Source organism: Micromonospora sp. NPDC049645 (assembly GCF_040675155.1).
Taxonomy (GTDB): domain Bacteria; phylum Actinomycetota; class Actinomycetes; order Mycobacteriales; family Micromonosporaceae; genus Micromonospora.
On the sequence record NZ_JBFAOI010000011.1, the window covers coordinates 95326 to 112942 of the forward strand.

At 72.8% G+C, this 17617-nt stretch carries 20 protein-coding genes and 1 riboswitch; of the genes, 13 read left to right on the forward strand and 7 right to left on the reverse strand.

The genetic code is table 11. The features are described 5' to 3' along the window. Window positions 1-22 precede the first annotated feature (22 nt). Together AB0J33_RS23240 and fabF are read left to right on the forward strand one after the other, a co-directional pair. Complete coding sequence (locus AB0J33_RS23240; RefSeq protein ID WP_030330276.1) at window positions 23-262, forward strand: acyl carrier protein; 240 nt, start codon at window positions 23-25, stop codon at window positions 260-262. A 2-nt stretch (window positions 263-264) separates the two neighbouring features. Continuing rightward, window positions 265-1491, forward strand: coding sequence for a beta-ketoacyl-ACP synthase II (fabF, locus tag AB0J33_RS23245; protein WP_363616115.1), 1227 nt, complete (start codon window positions 265-267; stop codon window positions 1489-1491). Window positions 1492-1564: 73 nt separating this feature from the next. Here fabF and AB0J33_RS23250 read toward each other — a convergent pair whose 3' ends face one another. From AB0J33_RS23250 to AB0J33_RS23260, 3 genes are all read right to left on the reverse strand, one after another. Next, window positions 1565-1783: a hypothetical protein gene (locus AB0J33_RS23250; protein WP_363616116.1), complete on the reverse strand. Its 219-nt coding sequence runs from the start codon at window positions 1781-1783 to the stop codon at window positions 1565-1567. Window positions 1784-1874: 91 nt separating this feature from the next. Beyond that, window positions 1875-3602 (reverse strand): glycoside hydrolase family 3 N-terminal domain-containing protein, encoded by a 1728-nt coding sequence (locus AB0J33_RS23255; RefSeq protein ID WP_363616117.1) that lies wholly within the window; start codon window positions 3600-3602, stop codon window positions 1875-1877. 105 nt (window positions 3603-3707) lie between these two features. Next, on the reverse strand, window positions 3708-4199 hold the full coding sequence (locus AB0J33_RS23260) for a DUF3145 domain-containing protein (protein WP_363616118.1): 492 nt from the start codon (window positions 4197-4199) through the stop codon (window positions 3708-3710). A gap of 308 nt (window positions 4200-4507) precedes the next feature. Between AB0J33_RS23260 and AB0J33_RS23265 the strand changes: the two genes are divergently transcribed. Further along, on the forward strand, window positions 4508-4837 hold the full coding sequence (locus AB0J33_RS23265; protein ID WP_279519077.1) for a hypothetical protein: 330 nt from the start codon (window positions 4508-4510) through the stop codon (window positions 4835-4837). 119 nt (window positions 4838-4956) lie between these two features. On the opposite strand, the gene AB0J33_RS23270 is transcribed toward AB0J33_RS23265, so the two are convergent. Next, complete coding sequence (locus AB0J33_RS23270) at window positions 4957-5583, reverse strand: carbonic anhydrase (RefSeq protein ID WP_363616119.1); 627 nt, start codon at window positions 5581-5583, stop codon at window positions 4957-4959. Between the two features lie 169 nt (window positions 5584-5752). On the opposite strand from AB0J33_RS23270, the gene AB0J33_RS23275 reads away from it, so the two are divergent. The 5 genes from AB0J33_RS23275 to AB0J33_RS23295 all read left to right on the forward strand — a co-directional run bounded on the left by AB0J33_RS23275 (window position 5753) and on the right by AB0J33_RS23295 (window position 11939). Further along, on the forward strand, window positions 5753-6697 hold the full coding sequence (locus AB0J33_RS23275) for an alpha/beta hydrolase (protein ID WP_363616120.1): 945 nt from the start codon (window positions 5753-5755) through the stop codon (window positions 6695-6697). 108 nt (window positions 6698-6805) lie between these two features. Continuing rightward, a complete protein-coding gene (locus tag AB0J33_RS23280; RefSeq protein WP_363616121.1) occupies window positions 6806-8923 on the forward strand; it encodes an AAA family ATPase in 2118 nt (705 codons plus the stop codon). Window positions 8924-9030: 107 nt separating this feature from the next. Next, on the forward strand, window positions 9031-9948 hold the full coding sequence (locus AB0J33_RS23285; RefSeq protein WP_363616122.1) for a cation diffusion facilitator family transporter: 918 nt from the start codon (window positions 9031-9033) through the stop codon (window positions 9946-9948). 118 nt (window positions 9949-10066) lie between these two features. Beyond that, window positions 10067-10198, forward strand: a riboswitch (cyclic di-AMP (ydaO/yuaA leader). Between the two features lie 56 nt (window positions 10199-10254). Further along, a complete protein-coding gene (locus AB0J33_RS23290) occupies window positions 10255-11268 on the forward strand; it encodes a hypothetical protein (protein ID WP_363616236.1) in 1014 nt (337 codons plus the stop codon). Window positions 11269-11429: 161 nt separating this feature from the next. After that, window positions 11430-11939, forward strand: a complete 510-nt coding sequence (locus AB0J33_RS23295) for a hypothetical protein (RefSeq protein WP_363616123.1) — start codon at window positions 11430-11432, stop codon at window positions 11937-11939. 111 nt (window positions 11940-12050) lie between these two features. On the opposite strand, the gene AB0J33_RS23300 is transcribed toward AB0J33_RS23295, so the two are convergent. Continuing rightward, on the reverse strand, window positions 12051-12509 hold the full coding sequence (locus AB0J33_RS23300; RefSeq protein WP_363616124.1) for an SRPBCC family protein: 459 nt from the start codon (window positions 12507-12509) through the stop codon (window positions 12051-12053). Window positions 12510-12697: 188 nt separating this feature from the next. Between AB0J33_RS23300 and AB0J33_RS23305 the strand changes: the two genes are divergently transcribed. Together AB0J33_RS23305 and AB0J33_RS23310 are read left to right on the forward strand one after the other, a co-directional pair. After that, complete coding sequence (locus tag AB0J33_RS23305; RefSeq protein ID WP_363616125.1) at window positions 12698-13675, forward strand: PfkB family carbohydrate kinase; 978 nt, start codon at window positions 12698-12700, stop codon at window positions 13673-13675. Continuing rightward, entirely contained in the window at window positions 13672-14499 is an 828-nt protein-coding gene (locus tag AB0J33_RS23310) for a 5'/3'-nucleotidase SurE (RefSeq protein WP_363616126.1), read from the forward strand. The genes AB0J33_RS23305 and AB0J33_RS23310 overlap by 4 nt, the downstream gene beginning before the upstream one ends. 19 nt (window positions 14500-14518) lie before the next feature. On the opposite strand, the gene AB0J33_RS23315 is transcribed toward AB0J33_RS23310, so the two are convergent. After that, on the reverse strand, window positions 14519-14881 hold the full coding sequence (locus AB0J33_RS23315) for an STAS domain-containing protein (protein WP_030330302.1): 363 nt from the start codon (window positions 14879-14881) through the stop codon (window positions 14519-14521). 388 nt (window positions 14882-15269) lie between these two features. Here AB0J33_RS23315 and AB0J33_RS23320 point away from each other — a divergent pair, with 388 nt between their 5' ends. Then, a complete protein-coding gene (locus AB0J33_RS23320) occupies window positions 15270-15407 on the forward strand; it encodes a hypothetical protein (RefSeq protein WP_363616127.1) in 138 nt (45 codons plus the stop codon). 233 nt (window positions 15408-15640) lie between these two features. Continuing rightward, window positions 15641-16039, forward strand: a complete 399-nt coding sequence (locus AB0J33_RS23325; RefSeq protein ID WP_363616128.1) for a hypothetical protein — start codon at window positions 15641-15643, stop codon at window positions 16037-16039. A gap of 338 nt (window positions 16040-16377) precedes the next feature. Here AB0J33_RS23325 and AB0J33_RS23330 read toward each other — a convergent pair whose 3' ends face one another. Continuing rightward, window positions 16378-16569, reverse strand: coding sequence for a hypothetical protein (locus tag AB0J33_RS23330; RefSeq protein WP_363616129.1), 192 nt, complete (start codon window positions 16567-16569; stop codon window positions 16378-16380). A 355-nt stretch (window positions 16570-16924) separates the two neighbouring features. Between AB0J33_RS23330 and AB0J33_RS23335 the strand changes: the two genes are divergently transcribed. After that, window positions 16925-17611 carry a BON domain-containing protein gene (locus AB0J33_RS23335; protein WP_363616130.1) on the forward strand — a complete coding sequence of 229 codons (687 nt, stop codon included), beginning with the start codon at window positions 16925-16927 and terminating at the stop codon, window positions 17609-17611. The last annotated feature ends 6 nt before the right edge of the window (window positions 17612-17617 follow it).

Here is a 17617-nt window from a genome sequence, read left to right on the forward strand (position 1 = left end):
CCGATGAAAGGAACCAACCGCAATGACCCGTGACGAGATCACCACCGGCCTCGCCGAGATCCTCGAAGAGGTTGCCGGGGTGAACCCGGACGACGTGGCCGAGGGGAAGTCCTTCACCGACGACCTCGACGTCGACTCGCTCTCCATGGTCGAGGTCGTGGTGGCCGCCGAGGAGAAGTTCGGCGTCAAGATCCCGGACAACGAGGTGCAGAACCTCAAGACCGTCGGTGACGCTGTCAGCTACATCGCGGCGCAGTCCTGATCATGAGTCGTCCCGACGTCGTCGTCACCGGGCTCGGCGCGACGACCCCGCTTGGCGGGGACGTCGCGTCGACCTGGGACGCCATGCTCGCCGGCCGCTCCGGGGTGAGTGCCCTCACCCAGGAGTGGGCCGAGCAACTGCCGGTCCGGATCGCGGCCCAGCTGGCCGTGGAGCCGTCCGAGGTGCTGGACCGGGTCCGCCTGCGCCGCCTGGACCGCTCCGAGGCGATCGCGCTCATCGCGGCGCAGCAGGCCTGGGCGGACGCCGGCCTCGCCGGCTCCGACCTCGACGGGGAGCGGTTGGCCGTCAGCGTCGGCTCCGGCATCGGCGGTGCCACCACCCTGCTCGCCCAGGACGACATCCTGGAGGCGTCGGGGCCGCGGCGGGTGTCCCCGCACACCATTCCGATGCTGATGCCGAACGGTCCCGCCGCCTGGGTGGGGCTGGAGGTGGGCGCGAAGGCCGGCGTGCACTCGGTGGCCAGCGCCTGCGCCACCGGTGCCGAGGCGATCGCCCTCGGTCTGGACATCATCCGTTCCGGCCGGGCCGACGTGGTCGTTGCCGGTGGCACCGAGGCGGTCATCCACGCGCTGCCGATCGCCGGTTTCAGCTCGATGCGGGCCATGTCGACCCGCAACGACGACCCGGAGCGGGCCTCCCGCCCGTGGGACCGGGCCCGGGACGGGTTCGTCCTCGGTGAGGGCGCCGGCATCCTGGTGCTGGAGCGGGCCGAGCACGCCGCAGCCCGGGGCGCCCGGGTGTACGCGCGCCTCGCCGGCGCCGGCATCACCTCCGACGCGTACGACATCGTGCAGCCGCACGCCGAGGGCGAGGGCGCCATCCGGGCCATCGCCAAGGCGATCGCCGACGCGGACGTGGCCAAGCAGGACATCGTGCACGTCAACGCGCACGCCACCTCGACCCCGGTCGGGGACATGCTGGAGATCGGCGGGCTGCACAAGGCCCTCGGCGACCACCCGGTGCTGTCCGCGACGAAGTCGATGACGGGTCACCTGCTCGGTGCGGCCGGCGCGCTGGAGTCGATCGCCACCATCCTGGCGATCCGCGACAGTGTCGTCCCTCCGACGATCAACCTCGACGACCCGGAGCCCGGCCTCACCCTGGATGTCGCCGCGCACAAGGCCCGCCACATGGAGATCCCGGCCGCGTTGAACAACGCGTTCGGCTTCGGCGGTCACAACGTGGCTCTCGTCTTCACCCGGCCGTGAGGGTGGGCGAAGACCCGCACGATCCCGCTTGACGCCAGCAGGGCCCTCCTCATCGAGGAGGGCCCTGCTCGTTTCAGGCCCGGTTGCGCGGGTGCTGCTTCGCGGTGCGTTCGTTGCCGTGCCGGTAGTTGCCGGTCCAGCGGGCCATCACCAGCTGCGGGTCGTCGTCGACCTCGGCGAGGAACTCGGCGGCCCGAGCGCCGCGCAGCGTGCCGGCCACCCGCCCGTGGTGGGTGATCACCACCGTGCCGTCCGCCCGCCGCACGTGCCGGAATCCTTCTGCCACTCCCATGGGGCGAGGTTGGCAGACCGGCCGGGTGCGGGCGACCGGATTTCCGGGGCGCGCGTGCCGGGTCGGGGAGGCCGGCGAGCCCCGGGCGCGGTCAGCTGCGGGGACAGGTCGTCGCCGGCAGGCCGGGCACCGCCACCGGGGACCGGCCGTCCGGCCGGGCCTTCCCGGCGAGCACGGCGGCCAGGGCGGTCATCGACGCCCGGCTGGAGGAGTACGTGGCCAGCAGCGTCGGTGACTTGGCGTCGGCCAGCACGTACGGGGTGTCCATGGCGACCGTGACCGCCGCGTCGGGGCGCAGGTCCTTGGCGCCGTCGCCGTAGCCCACCAGGTGCACGATCGTGCCGCCGCTGGGCTTGACCGGCACCCCGGCGGCGGTCAACGCGGCGGTGAGCGCGGCCCGGGTGCCGTCCCGACCGCCGGACGAGGTGACGGTCACCGGCGTCCGTACCGCTGCCCCGCAGGTGCCCCGCAGCACGGTGACGGCGGCGGCGGCCAGCGCGTCGGCCGCAGCCCGGTGCGCCGGGGTGTCGAGCGTGGACATCTGCGCCGCCGGCAGTTCGGCGAGCCGGAACTTCATGGTCAGCACCCGGGTGACCGCCTCGACCAGCCGGGTTCGGGGCAGCGACCCGCCGCGCAGCGCGGCGAGCAGCCCGTCGTACGCCTGACCGACGTTCGGGGTCATCAGGATGAGGTCGTTACCGGCGTTGAGCGCCCGGACGGCCGCCTCGCCGGGAGCCCAGCGCTTCGCGGGCGGCATGTTCATCCCGTCGGTGATCACCACGCCCTTGAAGCCGAGCTGGCCGCGCAGCACGTCGGTGAGCAGCTTGTGCGAGAACGTCGCCGGGGTCCCCGGGTCGATCGCGCGCGCGTCCAGGTGACCGGACATCACCGCCATCGCGCCGGCCTCCATCCCGGCGGTGAACGGCGGCCACGCGCCGCTCTGCAACGCCGCGACGGACTGGGTGAGCACCGGCAGGTCCTGGTGCGAGTCGTCGGCGCTGTGGCCGTGCCCGGGGAAGTGCTTCAGGGTGGCCGCGACGCCGACCGCCTGGAGGCCACGGACGGCCCCACCCACCTGCGCGGCGGCCTGCTTCGGGTCGGCGCCGTAGGACCGGGAGCCGATCACGGTGCTGCGGGTGGCCAGCACGTCGGCCACCGGGGCGAAGTCGATGTTGATCCCCATCGCGGCCAGCTCGGTGCCGGCGGCCCGCCAGGCGGCCTCGGTGAGCTTCGGGTCACCGGCCGCGCCCGCCGCGAGGGCGCTGGGCAGCACGGTGACCCCGTCGGTCACGCGGGTGACGACCCCGTACTCCTGGTCGGTGCCGATCAGCAACGGCGCGGGACCGGCGGCGAGCCGGCCGGCGGCGGTACGCAGCCCGGTGGTGAGCTCGTGCACCTGCTCGGGGTTGTCGACGTTCGTGGTCTCCTGGTTGCCCTTGGTCGGGTCGTCGGCGCTGAAGCCGACCAGGATCAGGCCGCCCAGCCGGTACTTGGCGATCATCTCGGCCGGGGTGTCGACCCCGGCGAGGGCCTGGTTACCGGCCGCCGAGCCGGCGGAGACCTTGGTCGCCGAGTCGCCGTAGGCGTACGGCATCAGCACCTGGCCCACCAGGTCCTCGTCGGACAGCGTGGCCACCAGCGCGGCGGCACGGCCGGCGGGGTCGCCGGCCGGCGGCGCGGCGGGGACGCTCGGGTCGGCGGACGGGGCGGTCGCGCTGGGCGTCGGGGCGGGACGGGGCGAGCCGCCCGAGCAGCCGGAGACGAGCAGGGCGGTCAGGGCGGCGACAGCGACACGGGCGCGCCACGGGCGATTCGACACGCCGCCTATCCCACCAGTTCCACCTTATCGGGGCAACTTGACCTTACCGCCCGCACGCTCCACCGGCGGCGCGCGTGCACGTCGCCCGCCTCGCCGGCGGTCGGGTCAGCCGACCCGGGTGAGCAAGGTCACCGGAGCACCGTCGCCGGCGTAGCGGTACGGCTCGAGATCAGCGTCCCACGCCGTGCCGAGCGCCTTGTCGAGGGCGTGCGCCAGCGCCTCCGGGGCCCGCGAGGCCGCCATCAGTGCCCGTAGCCGGTCCTCGCCGAGCTGGATGTCGCCGGCCACGCCGACGGTGGCCCGGAACAGGCCACGGGCCGGCACGTACATGAAGCGCTCACCGTCGGCACCGGAACTCGGCTCCTCGGTGACCTCGAAACGGATCATGGGCCACTGCCGTAGGGCAGCAGCCAGCTCGGCGCCCGTCCCCGGACGACCGGTCCACCCGCACTCGGCCCGACGTGCGCCGGGGTCGACGGGCTGAGCCGTCCACTGCAGGTTGACCGGCGCGGCTAGGACGCGCGCGATCGCCCACTCGACGTGCGAGCACACGGCGAGCGGGGTCGAGTGGACGTATACGACGCCACGCGTTGGCACGGTGACCTCCCGGAGAGCGAGGTGCGTCTTCCCCTACGACCTCGTCCACCCAGGTGGTTGCTGCAACACATGATGACTCCTGTGACGCGTGGTGCGCCAGGGAATCGGAAAAAACGCCGGGTGGAATAGCCGGACGGGTGGTCGCCGTTGCCTCTCAGGACACCGCGACGACCAGCATGATGTCGTGGTCCTGTACAGTTCCACCGGCGGCTTCTGCCGCGTTACACCTTCGCGGGCCGAGTCACGTACGACCCGCACACAGCCCCCGGACGTCCAGTCCTCCCGTACGTCTTGCAAGGAGTACCTCCGTGGCGAGCAACACCTCTAAGACCGCGCGCGCGTCCGTCCGGGCCGGCCAGGCTGGCCAGGGTGGCGCCCTCAGCGTGCTGGGCGAGTTCAAGTACCTCATCCCGCTCAACGGCGGCAAGCACGCCTACGTGCGGAACCTGACCAACGGCAAGACCGCGCACCTGCGCACGGACTCCGACGCCTTCGTCGAGGAGATCCGCGTGCTGGCCGCCGCCGGCCACGCCGCCAAGATCCGGGCGGAGATCAACAACCTGGCCGCCAGCCACCCGGGCGACGGCTGGGAGGCCACCGAGAAGCGCCTGGTCGCGGCCGGCGTCTTCGAGGGCTGAGCTCTCCCCCACCGCATCAGCCGAAACCGCCCGCCGGGACTTCCCGACGGGCGGTTTCGCGCGTCCACGGCTGGTTCACCCCGGATCGAACAGGGCTTCACCCCGGATCGAACAGGGCTTCACCCCGGATCGAGCAGGGCGACCTCGCCGGTGGCCAGGTCGTAGAGGCCGCCGACCACGCCCACCCGGCCGGTGGCCACCGGCCCGGCCAGCAGGTCGTCCTCGCGCAGGATGCGCACCGTACGCCGGACGTGCCGCCGGATCGCCAGCGCTTGCACCGCCGGATCGTCGAGCCCCGCCTCGATCACCGCCGGGGCGATCTCGTCGACCAGGTGCGCCAGCGACCCCCCGGGGCGCTCCCCGGCGCGCAGCGCGTCCACCGTGGCGCCGACCGCGCCGCACCGCTCGTGGCCGAGGACCATCACCAGGGGTACGCCGAGCTGACCGACCACGTACTCGATCGAGCCGCAGACCGCGCGATCGAGCACGTGCCCCCCGGTACGGATCACGCAGATCGCACCGAAGGTCTGGTCGAAGATCGCCTCCAACGGCACCCGGGAGTCGATGCAGCCGAGCACCACGGCGTACGGCTGCTGGTCCCCGGAGGCCGCCGCCGCGGCGGCCGTGACGTCGTGCCCGTGGATCGGCTGGCCGCTGACGAACCGCCGATTGCCGGCGAGCAGATCGGCGAGCGCGGCGCGGGGCGTACCGCCGGCCTGGCGTCCCTGCCCCGACGTCCCGCCCATGGGCAATCCCGACGACCCCATGTCGTTCAGCTTGGCCCGCCGCCGATGCGCACGGGCGCGGTCGGGAATGTTCGCCACGGGGCGATTGGCGTGGTGTCATGGCGGGTAGCCGGTGTTACCGCCGGGTATCCCGGTGCTGGTGGTGCGGAGCGGCCCTGGGGAGGTGGCGATGCCGGAGCGGTTCGAGGTGAGTCTGCCGGACGGCGTACGGCTCGACGTCGAGATGACGGGTCCGACGGACGCCCAGGTCACCGCCATCCTGCTGCACGGCTGGACACTGGATCGGCGCGCCTGGCACCGCCAGGTCGACGGGCTCACCGCGACGTTCGGCGGGGCGGTGCGGGTGGTCGCCTACGACGCGCGTGGCCACGGCCGGTCCAGTTGCATGGCGTTGCCCACGGCCACCCTGGCCCAGCTGGGCGACGACCTGGCCGCGGTGCTCGACGCCGTCGCGCCGACCGGCCCGGTGGTGCTGGTCGGGCACTCGATGGGCGGCATGACGATCATGGAGTACGCCCACCGCCACCCCACCCATTTCGCCGCTCGTACCGCCGGACTGGTCTTCGTCTCGACCACCGCCGAGGGGCACACGCACACCGTCTACGGGCTCTCGCCGCGGATCGCCCGGTTGATCCGGCTGGCCGAGACGACCGGAGCGGGCGTGCTGGCCCGGTGCGGCTCGTGGCGGGCTCCCCGCGCGCTGCTGACCGCGCTGCGACCCAGCATCCGGTGGATGCTCTTCGGTGACCGTTGCGATCCGGCGGACATCCGACTGGTGACGTCCGCGGTGGCGCGTGCCTCGCTGCGCTCGATCGGCGGGTTCCGCGCCTCCATCGGCACCCAGCACCGACTGGACACCCTGGCCGCGTTGGCCCACCTGCCGGCCGCCGCACTGGTCGGCGACCGGGACCGGCTGACCCCACCGCCGTGCGCCGAGTCGATCGCGGCGGCCCTGCCGGCCACCGAGCTGACCGTCTGCCCGGGTGCCGGGCACATGTTGATGATGGAGCGCCCGGAGGAGGTCAACGCCGCGCTCACCGGCGTACTGCGGCGGGTGCTCGCCGAATCACCGCCGGCGCAGCGGGGCGCCGCCCCGGCCGGGACGAGTGCCTGAGCACGTTCCCGCACCTCGGGCGCGGCGGGTCGGGCCCGGGGCCGTACCCTTCTGCGGTTGGCCCGCGCGGTTCCCGCCGCCTGCCGGCGACCCTCGAAGGAGCGTGCGTTGACCGACCAGACCGGCCTGGAGCAGGAGATCGCCGTCGAGCAACGACACCTCGACCGGGTGTACGCCCGACTGGCCGAACTGCGACGGTCGGCCGTCCGCGCCGAGCGTGACGGCTACCGGATGGCCCGGGTGGGCACCTTCGGTGCGCTGGTCGAGCGTGACGCGATGGTCTTCCACGCGGCGCAACGACGGCACACCCTGGACGCCGAGCACGAGGGGCTGGTCTTCGGGCGGCTCGATCTGCGCGACCGTCAGGTGCTGCACGTGGGCCGGCTCGGGATCCGCGACGAGGACGCCAGCACGCTGGTCGTCGACTGGCGCGCGCCGGCCGCCGCCGCCTTCTACCAGGCCACCCCGGCGCAGCCGCTGGACGTGGTGCGGCGCCGCACGATCCAGTCCCGCGCCGAGCGGGTCACCCGGATCGAGGACGACCTGCTGGACCCGGCCGCCGCCCCGGAGGGGATGACGGTCGTCGGCGACGGCGCGTTGCTGGCCACCCTGTCCAAGGCCACCGGCCGGGGCATGCGGGACATCGTGGCGACCATCCAACGGGAGCAGGACGAGGCGATCCGCTCGCCCGGCTCCGGGGTGACGATCGTCGCGGGCGGGCCCGGCACCGGCAAGACCGCGGTCGCCCTGCACCGGGCCGCCTTCCTGCTCTACTCCGACCGCAGCCGCTACGCGGGCGGCGGCATCCTGGTGGTCGGCCCGTCGGCGGTCTTCGTGGAGTACATCGGTTCGGTGCTGCCGTCGCTCGGCGAGGACACCGCGACCCTGCACTCGCTGGGCACGCTCTTTCCGGGGATGACCGCCACCCGCACCGACCCGCCGGAGGTGGCGGCGGTGAAGGGCTCGCTGCGGATGCGTCGGGTGCTGGAGCGGGCGGCCCGCGACGCGGTGCCGGGCGGTCCGGGTGAGCTGCGGCTGCTCTACCGGGGCACGTTGCTGCGGCTGGATCGGGCCGCGCTGGACCGCATCCGCGACCGCGCGCTGCACCGCGGCGCGCGGCGCAACGAGGTCCGGCGGGCCGGTTTCGACGGGGTGTTCGCCGCGCTGTGGGCGCAGGCCCGCGAGGTGGCCCCCGGTCGACTGCCGGAGCAGCCGGCCTTCGAGGCGGAGATCGCCGAGCGGTCGGAGTTCCGGGAGTTCCTCAAGGCGTGGTGGCCTCGGCTGCACCCCCGGCACGTGCTCGGCTGGTTGGCCCAGCCGGACCGGCTGCGCCGGTACGCCGGAGGAATCCTCTCCTCGGCGGAGATCCGGCTGCTCAACGCCGCGTACCGCAACCTGGACTCGGCCGGGCTGACCATCGCCGACGTGGCGCTGCTCGACGAGTTGGACGCGCTGCTCGGTAAGCCCGTGCAGCCGGCCCGCGCGCGACGCGACCCGTTCCAGCTCGCGGGCGGCGTCCGTGAGCTGAGCACCCTCGGCGACCGCCAGCGGGCCGCCCGCGCGGCGGCCCGGGAGCGCCCGGAGGACTACCGGGAGTACGCGCACGTGGTGGTGGACGAGGCGCAGGACGTCTCGCCGATGCAGTGGCGGATGATCGGTCGACGTGGTCGGCTGGCCTCCTGGACCGTGGTGGGCGACCCCGCGCAGACCGCGTGGACCGGCGACCCGGAGGAGCTGACCCGGGCCCGCGACCACGCGCTGGGCCGGCGCAAGCGCCACGATTTCACGCTCACCACCAACTACCGCAACTCGGCGGAGATCTTCGCGGTGGCGGCGGCGGAGATCCGGCGGCTCTACCCCGACCTGCCGCTGCCGACCGCCGTCCGCTCCACCGGGGTCGAGCCGGTCGAGCTGGTGGTGCCCCCGACCGGGTTGGAGACCGCGACCGTGGAGGCGGCCGCCGGGCTGCTGGCCGAGGTGGAGGGCACGGTCGGGGTGATCACGCCGGTCCCCCGCCGCGACGAGGTCGCCGGCTGGCTCGGCGCGCTCGGCGCGCCGAGGTTGCAGGTGGTGACCAGCCTGGAGGCCAAGGGCATGGAGTACGACGGTGTGGTGCTGGTCGCCCCGAGCGAGATCCGGGCGGATCCGGGTGCCGGGGTACGCACGCTGTACGTGGCGCTCTCCCGGGCCACCCAGCGACTCACCACCATCGACCCGACCGGCTGATGTCTGCGAGCTGCCGCCGACCAGCGGCGTCGGCCCGTACACTTGCACACATAGCGATGTGAGCATACATTTGACCGGGTCCCGACCAGCGGCGGAAGGTGGTTCTCGTGGGCGCAGGTCATGACCACCACCATGGGTCCGTCGCCAATGCCGCACAGCAGCACAAGGGTCGACTCTGGGCGGCGTTCGGGCTGCTCGCCACCCTCATGGTGGTCGAGGCGGTGGTCGCCCTGCACACCGGCTCGCTGGCCCTGCTCTCCGACGCCGGGCACATGTTCACCGACGTGCTCGGCATCGGGATGGCGCTCGCCGCGATCACGGCGACCCGGCGGGCCACCGGCGACCCGCAGCGCACCTTCGGGCTCTACCGACTCGAGGTGCTCGCCGCGCTTGCCAACGCCGTCCTGCTCTCCGGCGTCGCGATCTACGTGGTGATCGAGGCGATCCGCCGTTTCGGCGACCCGCACCAGGTCATCGCCGGCCCGGTGCTCGTGGTGGCCGTGCTCGGCCTGCTCGCGAACATCGCCGCCTTCGCCCTGCTGCGCGCCGGGGCCCGGGAGAGCATCAACCTCCAGGGCGCCTACCTGGAGGTGCTCGGCGACCTGCTCGGCTCACTCGGCGTCATCGGCGCGGCGCTGCTCATCGCCGTCACCGACTGGTGGTGGGCCGACCCCCTGGTCGCGGTCGCCATCGGTGTGTTCATCCTGCCGCGCACCTGGCGGCTGGCCCGCGCCGCCCTCCGCATCCTGGTGCAGGCCGCCCCGGAGCACCTCCAGGTGACCGCCGTGCACGACCGGCTGGCCGCGGTGCCCGGTGTTGTCGAGGTGCACGACCTGCACGTCTGGACGCTCACCTCGGGCATGGAGGTGGCCTCCGCCCACCTGACCATGGCGCCCGGCGCGGAGGTCGGCGCGGTGCTCACCGCGGCGCGTACGGCCCTGCACGACGACTTCCGCATCGAGCACGCGACGTTGCAGATCGAGCCCGGTGCCGCCTCCGGGGCCTGCGGCTCGATCGAGTGGTGACGGCGCGGTAGTTTTCCGTGGTGCCGCACGCACCGTCCGTCACATTGGCTGCAGCCACCCCAGTGGCACCGGTAGGCTCGGTCCCGGCCACCACCAGGCGGCGCCCTCCCGGCGCCGGTGGCGGCCGCCGCCTAATCGTTCGAATGGGCGAACCGGGGAACCACGTTCCTGGGGTGCATCCGCGTCAGCGGTAGGGATCTTCCGTCCCGAACCCGTCAGCTAACCCGGTCGGCGGCTGACGGAAGGACATGCGCAGTGGCACCAGCACGACCACCCGCCGCCCGACTGGCGGCCCTGATCGTCGCGATGTTCACCCTCGGCGTCGCGCTCCCGGCAGGCACCGCCTCCGCCGCTCCCCCGACCGGCCTGCGGGCCGCCGCACCCGACTCCGACGAAGAGGGCGGCACCCCGTCGTTGCGCGCCCAACTCGAGGCGGCCAGCAAGGGCTACCTGGACGCGAAACGCGCCCTGGACACCTCCGTACAACGGCAGCAGCAGCTCACCACCCGACTCAAGGCCATTGAGGTCGAGCTCGACCAGCGCAACGGCAAGGTCGGCGAGATCGCCGAAGTGGCGTACCGCACCGGTCGACTCGGCACGATGTCGGCGCTGCTCAACAGCAACACCCCGGAAGGCTTCATGGACCGGGCCGCCGCGCTGGACGCGGTCGCCGCCAACGAGGACCGGGTGCTGCGCGACCTCCTGAGCAGCAAGGACCAGGCCAACCGCACCCGGGTCGCCCTGAACGGCGAGATCAACGAACAGCGCAAGCAGGTGGCGGTGATGGCCAAGCGCAAGGAGCAGGCCGAACGGGCCCTGACCGTGGCCACCGCGCCCAAGCCGCAGACCGCCGCCGACACCGGCTCCAACCGGGGCACCTCCAGCGCCAACGCCACGGCGGCGCCGCGTAACTCCGACGGCTCCTGGCCGTCGGAGTCGTGCAGCGTCGACGACCCCACACCGGCCAGCGGCTGCATCACCCCGCGCACCCTGCACGCGCTCAACCAGGCCAAGGCCGCCGGCTTCACCCGGTACGTCTCCTGCCACCGCCCCAGCGGCTCCGGTGAACACCCGAAGGGCCGGGCCTGCGACTTCGCCGCACAGAAGGGCGGCTTCGGCGGCGTCGCCACCGGCGGTGACAAGACGTACGGCAACAACCTGGCCGCGTACTTCATCCGCAACGCGGACCGGCTGGCCGTGCTCTACGTGATCTGGTTCAAGCAGATCTGGCTGCCCAGCAGCGGGTGGAAGTCGTACAGCGGGGCCAACGGCACCCCGTCCACCGACCACACCAACCACGTGCACCTGTCGGTCTACTAGAACCGCCGTCGCCGCTGTCGGGGTGTCCGCGCGACGGGACACCCCGACGGCAGCGATGTCGTCTCGATCATGCGCAGTCGACCCGGCTACGTCGCCGGACGTACCCCGGATGTCGTCGGCGGTCGGACGACCCGGCCGGGGTCGGCGGGCAGCATCGCGGTATGCCTCGGATACGACCCACCGCCCGCAAGGCGCTGCTCACCCTGCACCTGGTCACCTCGCTCGGCTGGCTCGGCACCGACCTGGTGCTGCTCACCCTCGGCATCGCCGTGCAGCGCGGAGCCGACCCGGCGGTGGTCTACCCGGTCACCGCGCTGGTCGGCACGGTGCTGTTCGCGCCGCTGAGCGTCCTGGTCTGGCTGATCGGTGTGGCCAGCTCGCTGCTCACCCCGTGGGGCCTGCTGCGCCACCGCTGGGTGCTGGTCAAGCTCGTCCTCACCACGGTGATGGTCGGGCTGGTGCTGTTCCTGCTCACCCCGAACCTGCGCCACGCCGCGGCGATGGGTGCCGCCCTGCCCGTTCGGGACCGCGCCGATCTGGTGATCGCGCCGGCGGTGTCGACCAGCCTGATGATCGTCGCGACGGTGCTGTCGACCTACAAGCCGTGGGGCCGACGCCCCACCACCCGCCCCACCACCCGCCCCTCCCGCCCCACCGCGACAGCTCCCTGATGCCCAGGACACGCCCCACTGCCCCGCGATCTTGCACTTACTGTCCCGGCATAACGGGCTATCCCCCTGATACCGACAACCGAAACTGCAAGATCGGCGGAGTGGGGTGGGTCAGCCCGGGGGTTGGGGGTTGTCGAGGGCCGCGCCGAGCCGGGTGGCGAGTGCGAGGTGGGCGGCCCGGGCCTGGCGGAACGCGTACCGGAACAGCGGGCTCGGCGCGGTCAGGGTGATCTCGACGTCGATGCGAACCAGCCCGTCCGGCTCGGCCCGCAGTCGGGTGTGGTTGCGCACCGTGGTGGCTGGCCACTGGCGAGCCACCATGACGATCTCGTCGGCCTCGCTGACCAGCACGTCCGCGCAATAGGTAGTCCGGAAGCGCAGCGGGCCGGCGGCCAGCCGATCGTTGATCGTGTAGCTGGCCTGAGCGCCGGCCCGGGGCGGCACCCGACGAACCCGGACGATCAGTGGGTGCAGCTCGCCCTGTCGGGTCAGGTCGCTGAGCAGCGCTGCCGCGTCGGTGGGTGCGCACCGGGCCTGGACGGTGTAGCTGAAGGTATCGCTGCTGAGCACACCGTCTCCCGCCGTCGCTGGTCGCACGATCGTCCCGTACCGGTGTCTGGCTGGCAACGCCCGACGGCCCGCGACATCGCGACGGGCCGGGCCGATAGGAGACCCTGCCACCGCCTGTCCGATTAGGGTCGATTGGGAGCAATTCACCCAACGGTGGCGGAGGCGGACAGCATGAGCGGCGACGATCGGTGAGCGGGCACGTGATGGTCTTCGCGCCCACTCCACAGCTGACGGTGACCGTCGATCAGCCGAACGACCAACCTGAGCTGCACCTGCACCCTGGCGGGCAGGGCGTCTGGCAGGCCCGGATGGTGCTGTCCCTCGGGGTCGACGTGGTGCTCTGCGCCGCCCTCGGCGGTGAGATCGGCCAGGTGCTGGAGCCGCTGCTGGTCAGCGAGGGGGTGGATCTCAAGGTGGTGGTCCGCGACTCCGGCAGCGGCGGGTACGTGCACGATCGCCGGGAGGGCTCCCGGCAGGAGATCGTCGACGTGCCTGGGCAACCGCTGAGCCGGCATGAGATCGACGAGCTGTACAACCTCGCCCTCGGCGAGGGACTGCGGGCCCCGGTGAGCATCCTCAGTGGGCCGAACGAGCCGTGGCTCGTCCCGGCCGACCTGTACCGCCGCTTCGCCGCCGACCTCGGCGCGAACGGCGGCCGGGTGGTGGTCGACCTCTCCGGCGACCACCTCGGTTCGGTGCTGGAGAGCGGGGTGTTCTTCCTCAAGGTGAGTCACGAGGAGTTGATTCGCGACGGCCGCGCCCGCAGCGACGACAGCCTGGAGCTGACCCGGGCCATGTACGAGCTGCACGAGTGTGGCGCCGAGACGGTGGTGGTGAGCCGCGCCGACCAGCCGGCGTTGGCGCTCATCGACGGGGAGTTGTTCGAGGTCGAGATGCCCCGGCTGGAGGCCGCCGACCCGCGCGGCGCGGGCGACTCGATGACCGCCGGGGTGGCCGCCGTCGTGGCCAGGGGCGGAGACATCCGAACCGCCATCCGCACCGGCGCCGCCGCTGGTGCGCTGAACGTGACCCGGCACGGCCTGGGCACCGGACGACTGGACTCGATCACCGGGCTGGTCGACCGGGTCCGGTTGGTCCCGGCGGACACCCGACAACAGGAGCGGACCACCCCGGACGAGTTGGCCGACCGGGTGGTCGAGCGATGACCCTCCGGGTGCTGATCACCAACGACGACGGGATCGCCGCACCGGGCATCCAGGCGCTGGCCTCGGCTGCCGCGCGGCGGGGCCTGGACGTGGTGGTCGCCGCGCCGATGGAGGAGGCTAGCGGCACCAGCGCCGCGATGAGTGCCGTGGAGCGCGACGGGCGAGTCGTGGTGAACGACCACCCGCTGCCGGACCTGGCCGGCGTGCCGGCGTACGCGGTCGCCGGTTCCCCCGGCTTCATCACGCTGATCGCCCTGCACGGGGCGTTCGGCCCGCCGCCGTCGGTGGTGCTCTCCGGTGTCAACCGGGGTGCCAACGCCGGCCGGGCGGTGCTGCACTCCGGGACGGTGGGCGCCGCGTTCACCGCCGCCACGAACGGCTGCCGGGCGATGGCGGTCTCACTCGACGTGCTCTCGGCCGGCGAGGCCACGGCCGCGAGCGGTGGCGCGGCGGTGGATGCCGCCGCCCGGGTACGCGACGCCGAGCGGCACTGGGGCACCGCGGCGCGGGTCGCCCTGGACCTGCTCCCCCGGCTGACCTCCGCGCCGCCAGAGAGCGTGCTCAACGTGAACGCCCCGGACCTGCCACACGGGCAGCTGCGCGGGGTGCGTCGGGGCACTCTGGCCAGCTTCGGTCAGGTGCAGATGACGGTGGCCGAGTCCGGCCACGGCTTCGTCCGCACCTCGCTCGAGGAGCCGGGGCAGGCCGCGCAGCCCGGCACGGACGTGGCGCTGCTGGCCGCCGGGTACGCATCGGTGACGGCCATCCGAGCGGTCACCGAGGCGACCGACATCGACCTGACCGGGCTGGACGAGCGGCCCTGACCGGGATTGCCTGGCCCGGTCAGGCGCCGGGCAGCACCTCGGGGGTGGCGGCGCCGGCGAAGTAGGGCTCGGGGGCACCGAACAGGCCGAGCAGGCCGGTCACCCAGAGCTGCCGGTGCACGAACCGGCTCGGCTCGGTGACCACCAGCTTGACGTCGCTGACCTCGGCGGTCTGGAAGCCGGCAACCATGGCGCTGATGCCGACCGAGTCGATGAAGGTGACCAGCCTCATGTTGAGCTCGATGCGCAGCGGGCGGCCCTTGGCCAGCACCTCTGCGATCGCTTCGCGCACCTCGTACGCTGTGTCGACGTCGATCTCGCCCCGCGGGGCGATCTCCACGACACCACCGGACAGAACCGACTTCACGATCGACAGGCTCACGCGAGCACCTCCACCCGCCCGTCCCCCGGGCGCCTCATCAGTACGCGGGCCGCGACCGAGAGTATTCCTCCGACGGCCTCGGTCGCCACCCCTCGGGATGAGCAATTCGCGGATCCGGACCCACAAAGCCGCCCATATCCGCACTTTTCAGTATCTGATTACTCAAGACTTTTTGTTATTTGACCCGTCGGCGATCGGTCGTGACCGACGCGCCGCCGAACCAGGGTAGCGGTCCGCACCCGGCGCACCCGACAACCGGCCCGCCACCTACGCCTGCCCCGTGTGCCACCGGCGTGTCGCCCGCAGCCGCCCGGCCCGATCCGCGCCCACGGTTGCCGGCGCGCCCTAGCATCGGCCGAGACACCCACCGTGACGGAGAGGATCTTCGATGATCAAGCGACTTGCCGGACTGGCCGGCGTCGGCGTTCTGCTCGCCCTCGTCCTGGCCTGCGGTTTCGGTGGCGGAGACGACGATGACGACGATGACGACTTCGCCCGTGGCGTCGCCGTGTCAGCGGTGCGCTGAGTCGTGGCGCGCTGAACCGGCGGCACGCTGGGACGCGGCGCGTCGACGTCAGTGGCGCGCTGAGTCGGCGGCGCGTCGAGTCGGCGGCGCGTCGACGTGCCGGGTGCTCCGCGGCGGTCGGGTTTGCGCCCGACCGCCGTGGGGCACTGCGGGATAGGCGAAACCGTGACGCGCTGGAAAGACGCCGAAGTCCGAAGTGGCCGGCGGCTTCGGCACCCGAGGAGGTAACCACGATGTTCGGAACCAACCTGCTGGACCGCCGCAGCAAGCCGGAGCGGATCGCGGACCAGGCCTGGGAGCACCTGCTCTCGGCGGTCAACTACGCCGGAGACAGTGTGCGGGACACCGCCCGCTCGGCCCGTCGCAACAGCAATGACCTCGCCGACGAGGCGGGTGACCTGGTGGGATCCGCCGCCGAGGAGGCGCGACGCCGCGCCTCGCTGGCCTTCGACGCGCTCGCCGGACGCCAGCCGGCACTGCCCTGGACGCTCCTGATCGGCGCCGCGCTCGTCGGCGCGGCGGTCGGCTGGGCCGTCGGTTCCGCCGCGCGGGCCGCCGGCAGCCGGGACGACCGTGCCGTCGACGACGTGGAGTTCGTCGACGTCGACCGGCCCAACTCCCCCGCCGTCTGAACGACAGCACCAGCACCCTTACGGGCCCCGCTCGACCCAGGTCAAGCGGGGCCCAACCGTCACCCCACCCACCCAAGGCCCCCGCCCGTCAGGCTCCATTAGGTCGATCATGGAGTTGTGGTGGTGGAGGAATGGGGCAGGCGCGACTATTTCCCCCACCACAACTCCATGATCGACGCGTGCGTGCGGGGGTGGGGTGCGTGCGTGCGGTGGGGGGTGCTTGCGGTGGGGGGTGCTTGCGGTGGGGGGTGCTTGCGGTGGGGGGTGCTTGCGGTGGGGGGGGTGGGTCGGGTTGGGGGTTGGGTGGGTGGGGGCCGGTCCGCCGGGTGCCGGACCCCTCAGGCGACCCGGCGGACCGGTGTTTGGGTGGTGATCCGGGGTCCCGCCCGGATCACCAGCTCAGCGGCTCGCGCCGGTGCTGGCGGCCAGAGCGGAGTGGCCGCCGGCGCGGTGGCCGGAAGCTGTCGGTCGACGAGCCGGCCGAAGTAAACGTCGGCACTGGTGGAGGACGCCGGCCTGCGTCTCCGCATCTGCGGTTCCTCTCGGCATGCAGCCCCGGGGGACGGGGTCGATCGCCTGGTGCCGTCGTGGCCCGGGGGACGAGCACGACGACGGGAACGGACGGAGCTGCCCCTGGCTCCCACGACCCGACGCGACGGCTCCCGCGATCGAGGAACGCGATTACCGTAACCGAAAGCAGCTCGCTTTGGAAGCGCTCCCATAGATGTTCGTTCACACCTTCCACCCGAGCCGCCCAGGTTCGGCCGTGCCGTCACCCGGTCCGGGCGAGGGCGGCTCACCCGCAGCGGCGGCAGGATCGCAGCACGGCGGACCCCGGGCCACAGCCACCACCCGGTCCGCCAACGGATCAGCGGAGGAGGACAGATGGCCATCGCGGAGATCAGCAGCACCGACCAGGACATCCAGTCCGCCGTTCTCGACGAGCTGACCTGGGAACCGCGGGTACAGCCGCACGAGATCGGCGTGACCGTCGCCGAGGGCGTCGTCACCCTGACCGGCCGCGTGGACAGCTACGCCAAGAAGTGGGCCGCCGAACGGGCCGCCCACCGGGTCGCCTCGGTCCGGGCGGTCGCCAACGACATGGCCGTGCAGCTCACCAACGAGACCGAGCGCGCCGACACCGACCTGGCCGCGGCGGCAAGCCGCGCGCTGGAGTGGGACGCGTTCGTGCCCATCGAGAAACTCCAGGTCACCGTCTCGGCTGGCTGGGTGACCCTGCACGGGGATGTCGAGTGGGAGTACCAGCGGCGAGCCGCCGAACGCGCGGTCGCCCGGCTGACCGGCGTACGCGGGGTGAGCAACGGCATCATCGTCCGGCCGGCCTCCCCGCCGGACGGTCGCAATCTGGCCGATCGGATCGTCGACGCCCTCGCCCGGGCCGGAGCGACCGAGGCCGAACGGATCAGCGTCCGGGTGCACGGCGACACCGCGATACTCGCCGGGTTGGTGCACTCGATGCCCGAGCGGGCCGAGGTGGAGCAGGTGGCCTGGTCCGCGCCGGGCATCCGGGAGGTGCAGAACCACATCGCGGTCGCCCCGGTGCTGCGCTGAGCGAGC

Coding starts and splice junctions, on each gene's coding strand:
- AB0J33_RS23290 (WP_363616236.1), top strand. CDS start 10,255: ATGTTCACCCTCGGCGTCGCGCTCCCGGCAGGCACCGCCTCCGCCGCT.
- AB0J33_RS23240 (WP_030330276.1), top strand. CDS start 23: ATGACCCGTGACGAGATCACCACCGGCCTCGCCGAGATCCTCGAAGAG.
- AB0J33_RS23325 (WP_363616128.1), top strand. CDS start 15,641: ATGTTCGGAACCAACCTGCTGGACCGCCGCAGCAAGCCGGAGCGGATC.
- AB0J33_RS23320 (WP_363616127.1), top strand. CDS start 15,270: ATGATCAAGCGACTTGCCGGACTGGCCGGCGTCGGCGTTCTGCTCGCC.
- AB0J33_RS23275 (WP_363616120.1), top strand. CDS start 5,753: ATGCCGGAGCGGTTCGAGGTGAGTCTGCCGGACGGCGTACGGCTCGAC.
- AB0J33_RS23335 (WP_363616130.1), top strand. CDS start 16,925: ATGGCCATCGCGGAGATCAGCAGCACCGACCAGGACATCCAGTCCGCC.
- AB0J33_RS23250 (WP_363616116.1), bottom strand. CDS start 1,783: ATGGGAGTGGCAGAAGGATTCCGGCACGTGCGGCGGGCGGACGGCACG.
- fabF (WP_363616115.1), top strand. CDS start 265: ATGAGTCGTCCCGACGTCGTCGTCACCGGGCTCGGCGCGACGACCCCG.
- AB0J33_RS23270 (WP_363616119.1), bottom strand. CDS start 5,583: ATGGGCGGGACGTCGGGGCAGGGACGCCAGGCCGGCGGTACGCCCCGC.
- AB0J33_RS23330 (WP_363616129.1), bottom strand. CDS start 16,569: ATGCGGAGACGCAGGCCGGCGTCCTCCACCAGTGCCGACGTTTACTTC.
- AB0J33_RS23310 (WP_363616126.1), top strand. CDS start 13,672: ATGACCCTCCGGGTGCTGATCACCAACGACGACGGGATCGCCGCACCG.
- AB0J33_RS23295 (WP_363616123.1), top strand. CDS start 11,430: ATGCCTCGGATACGACCCACCGCCCGCAAGGCGCTGCTCACCCTGCAC.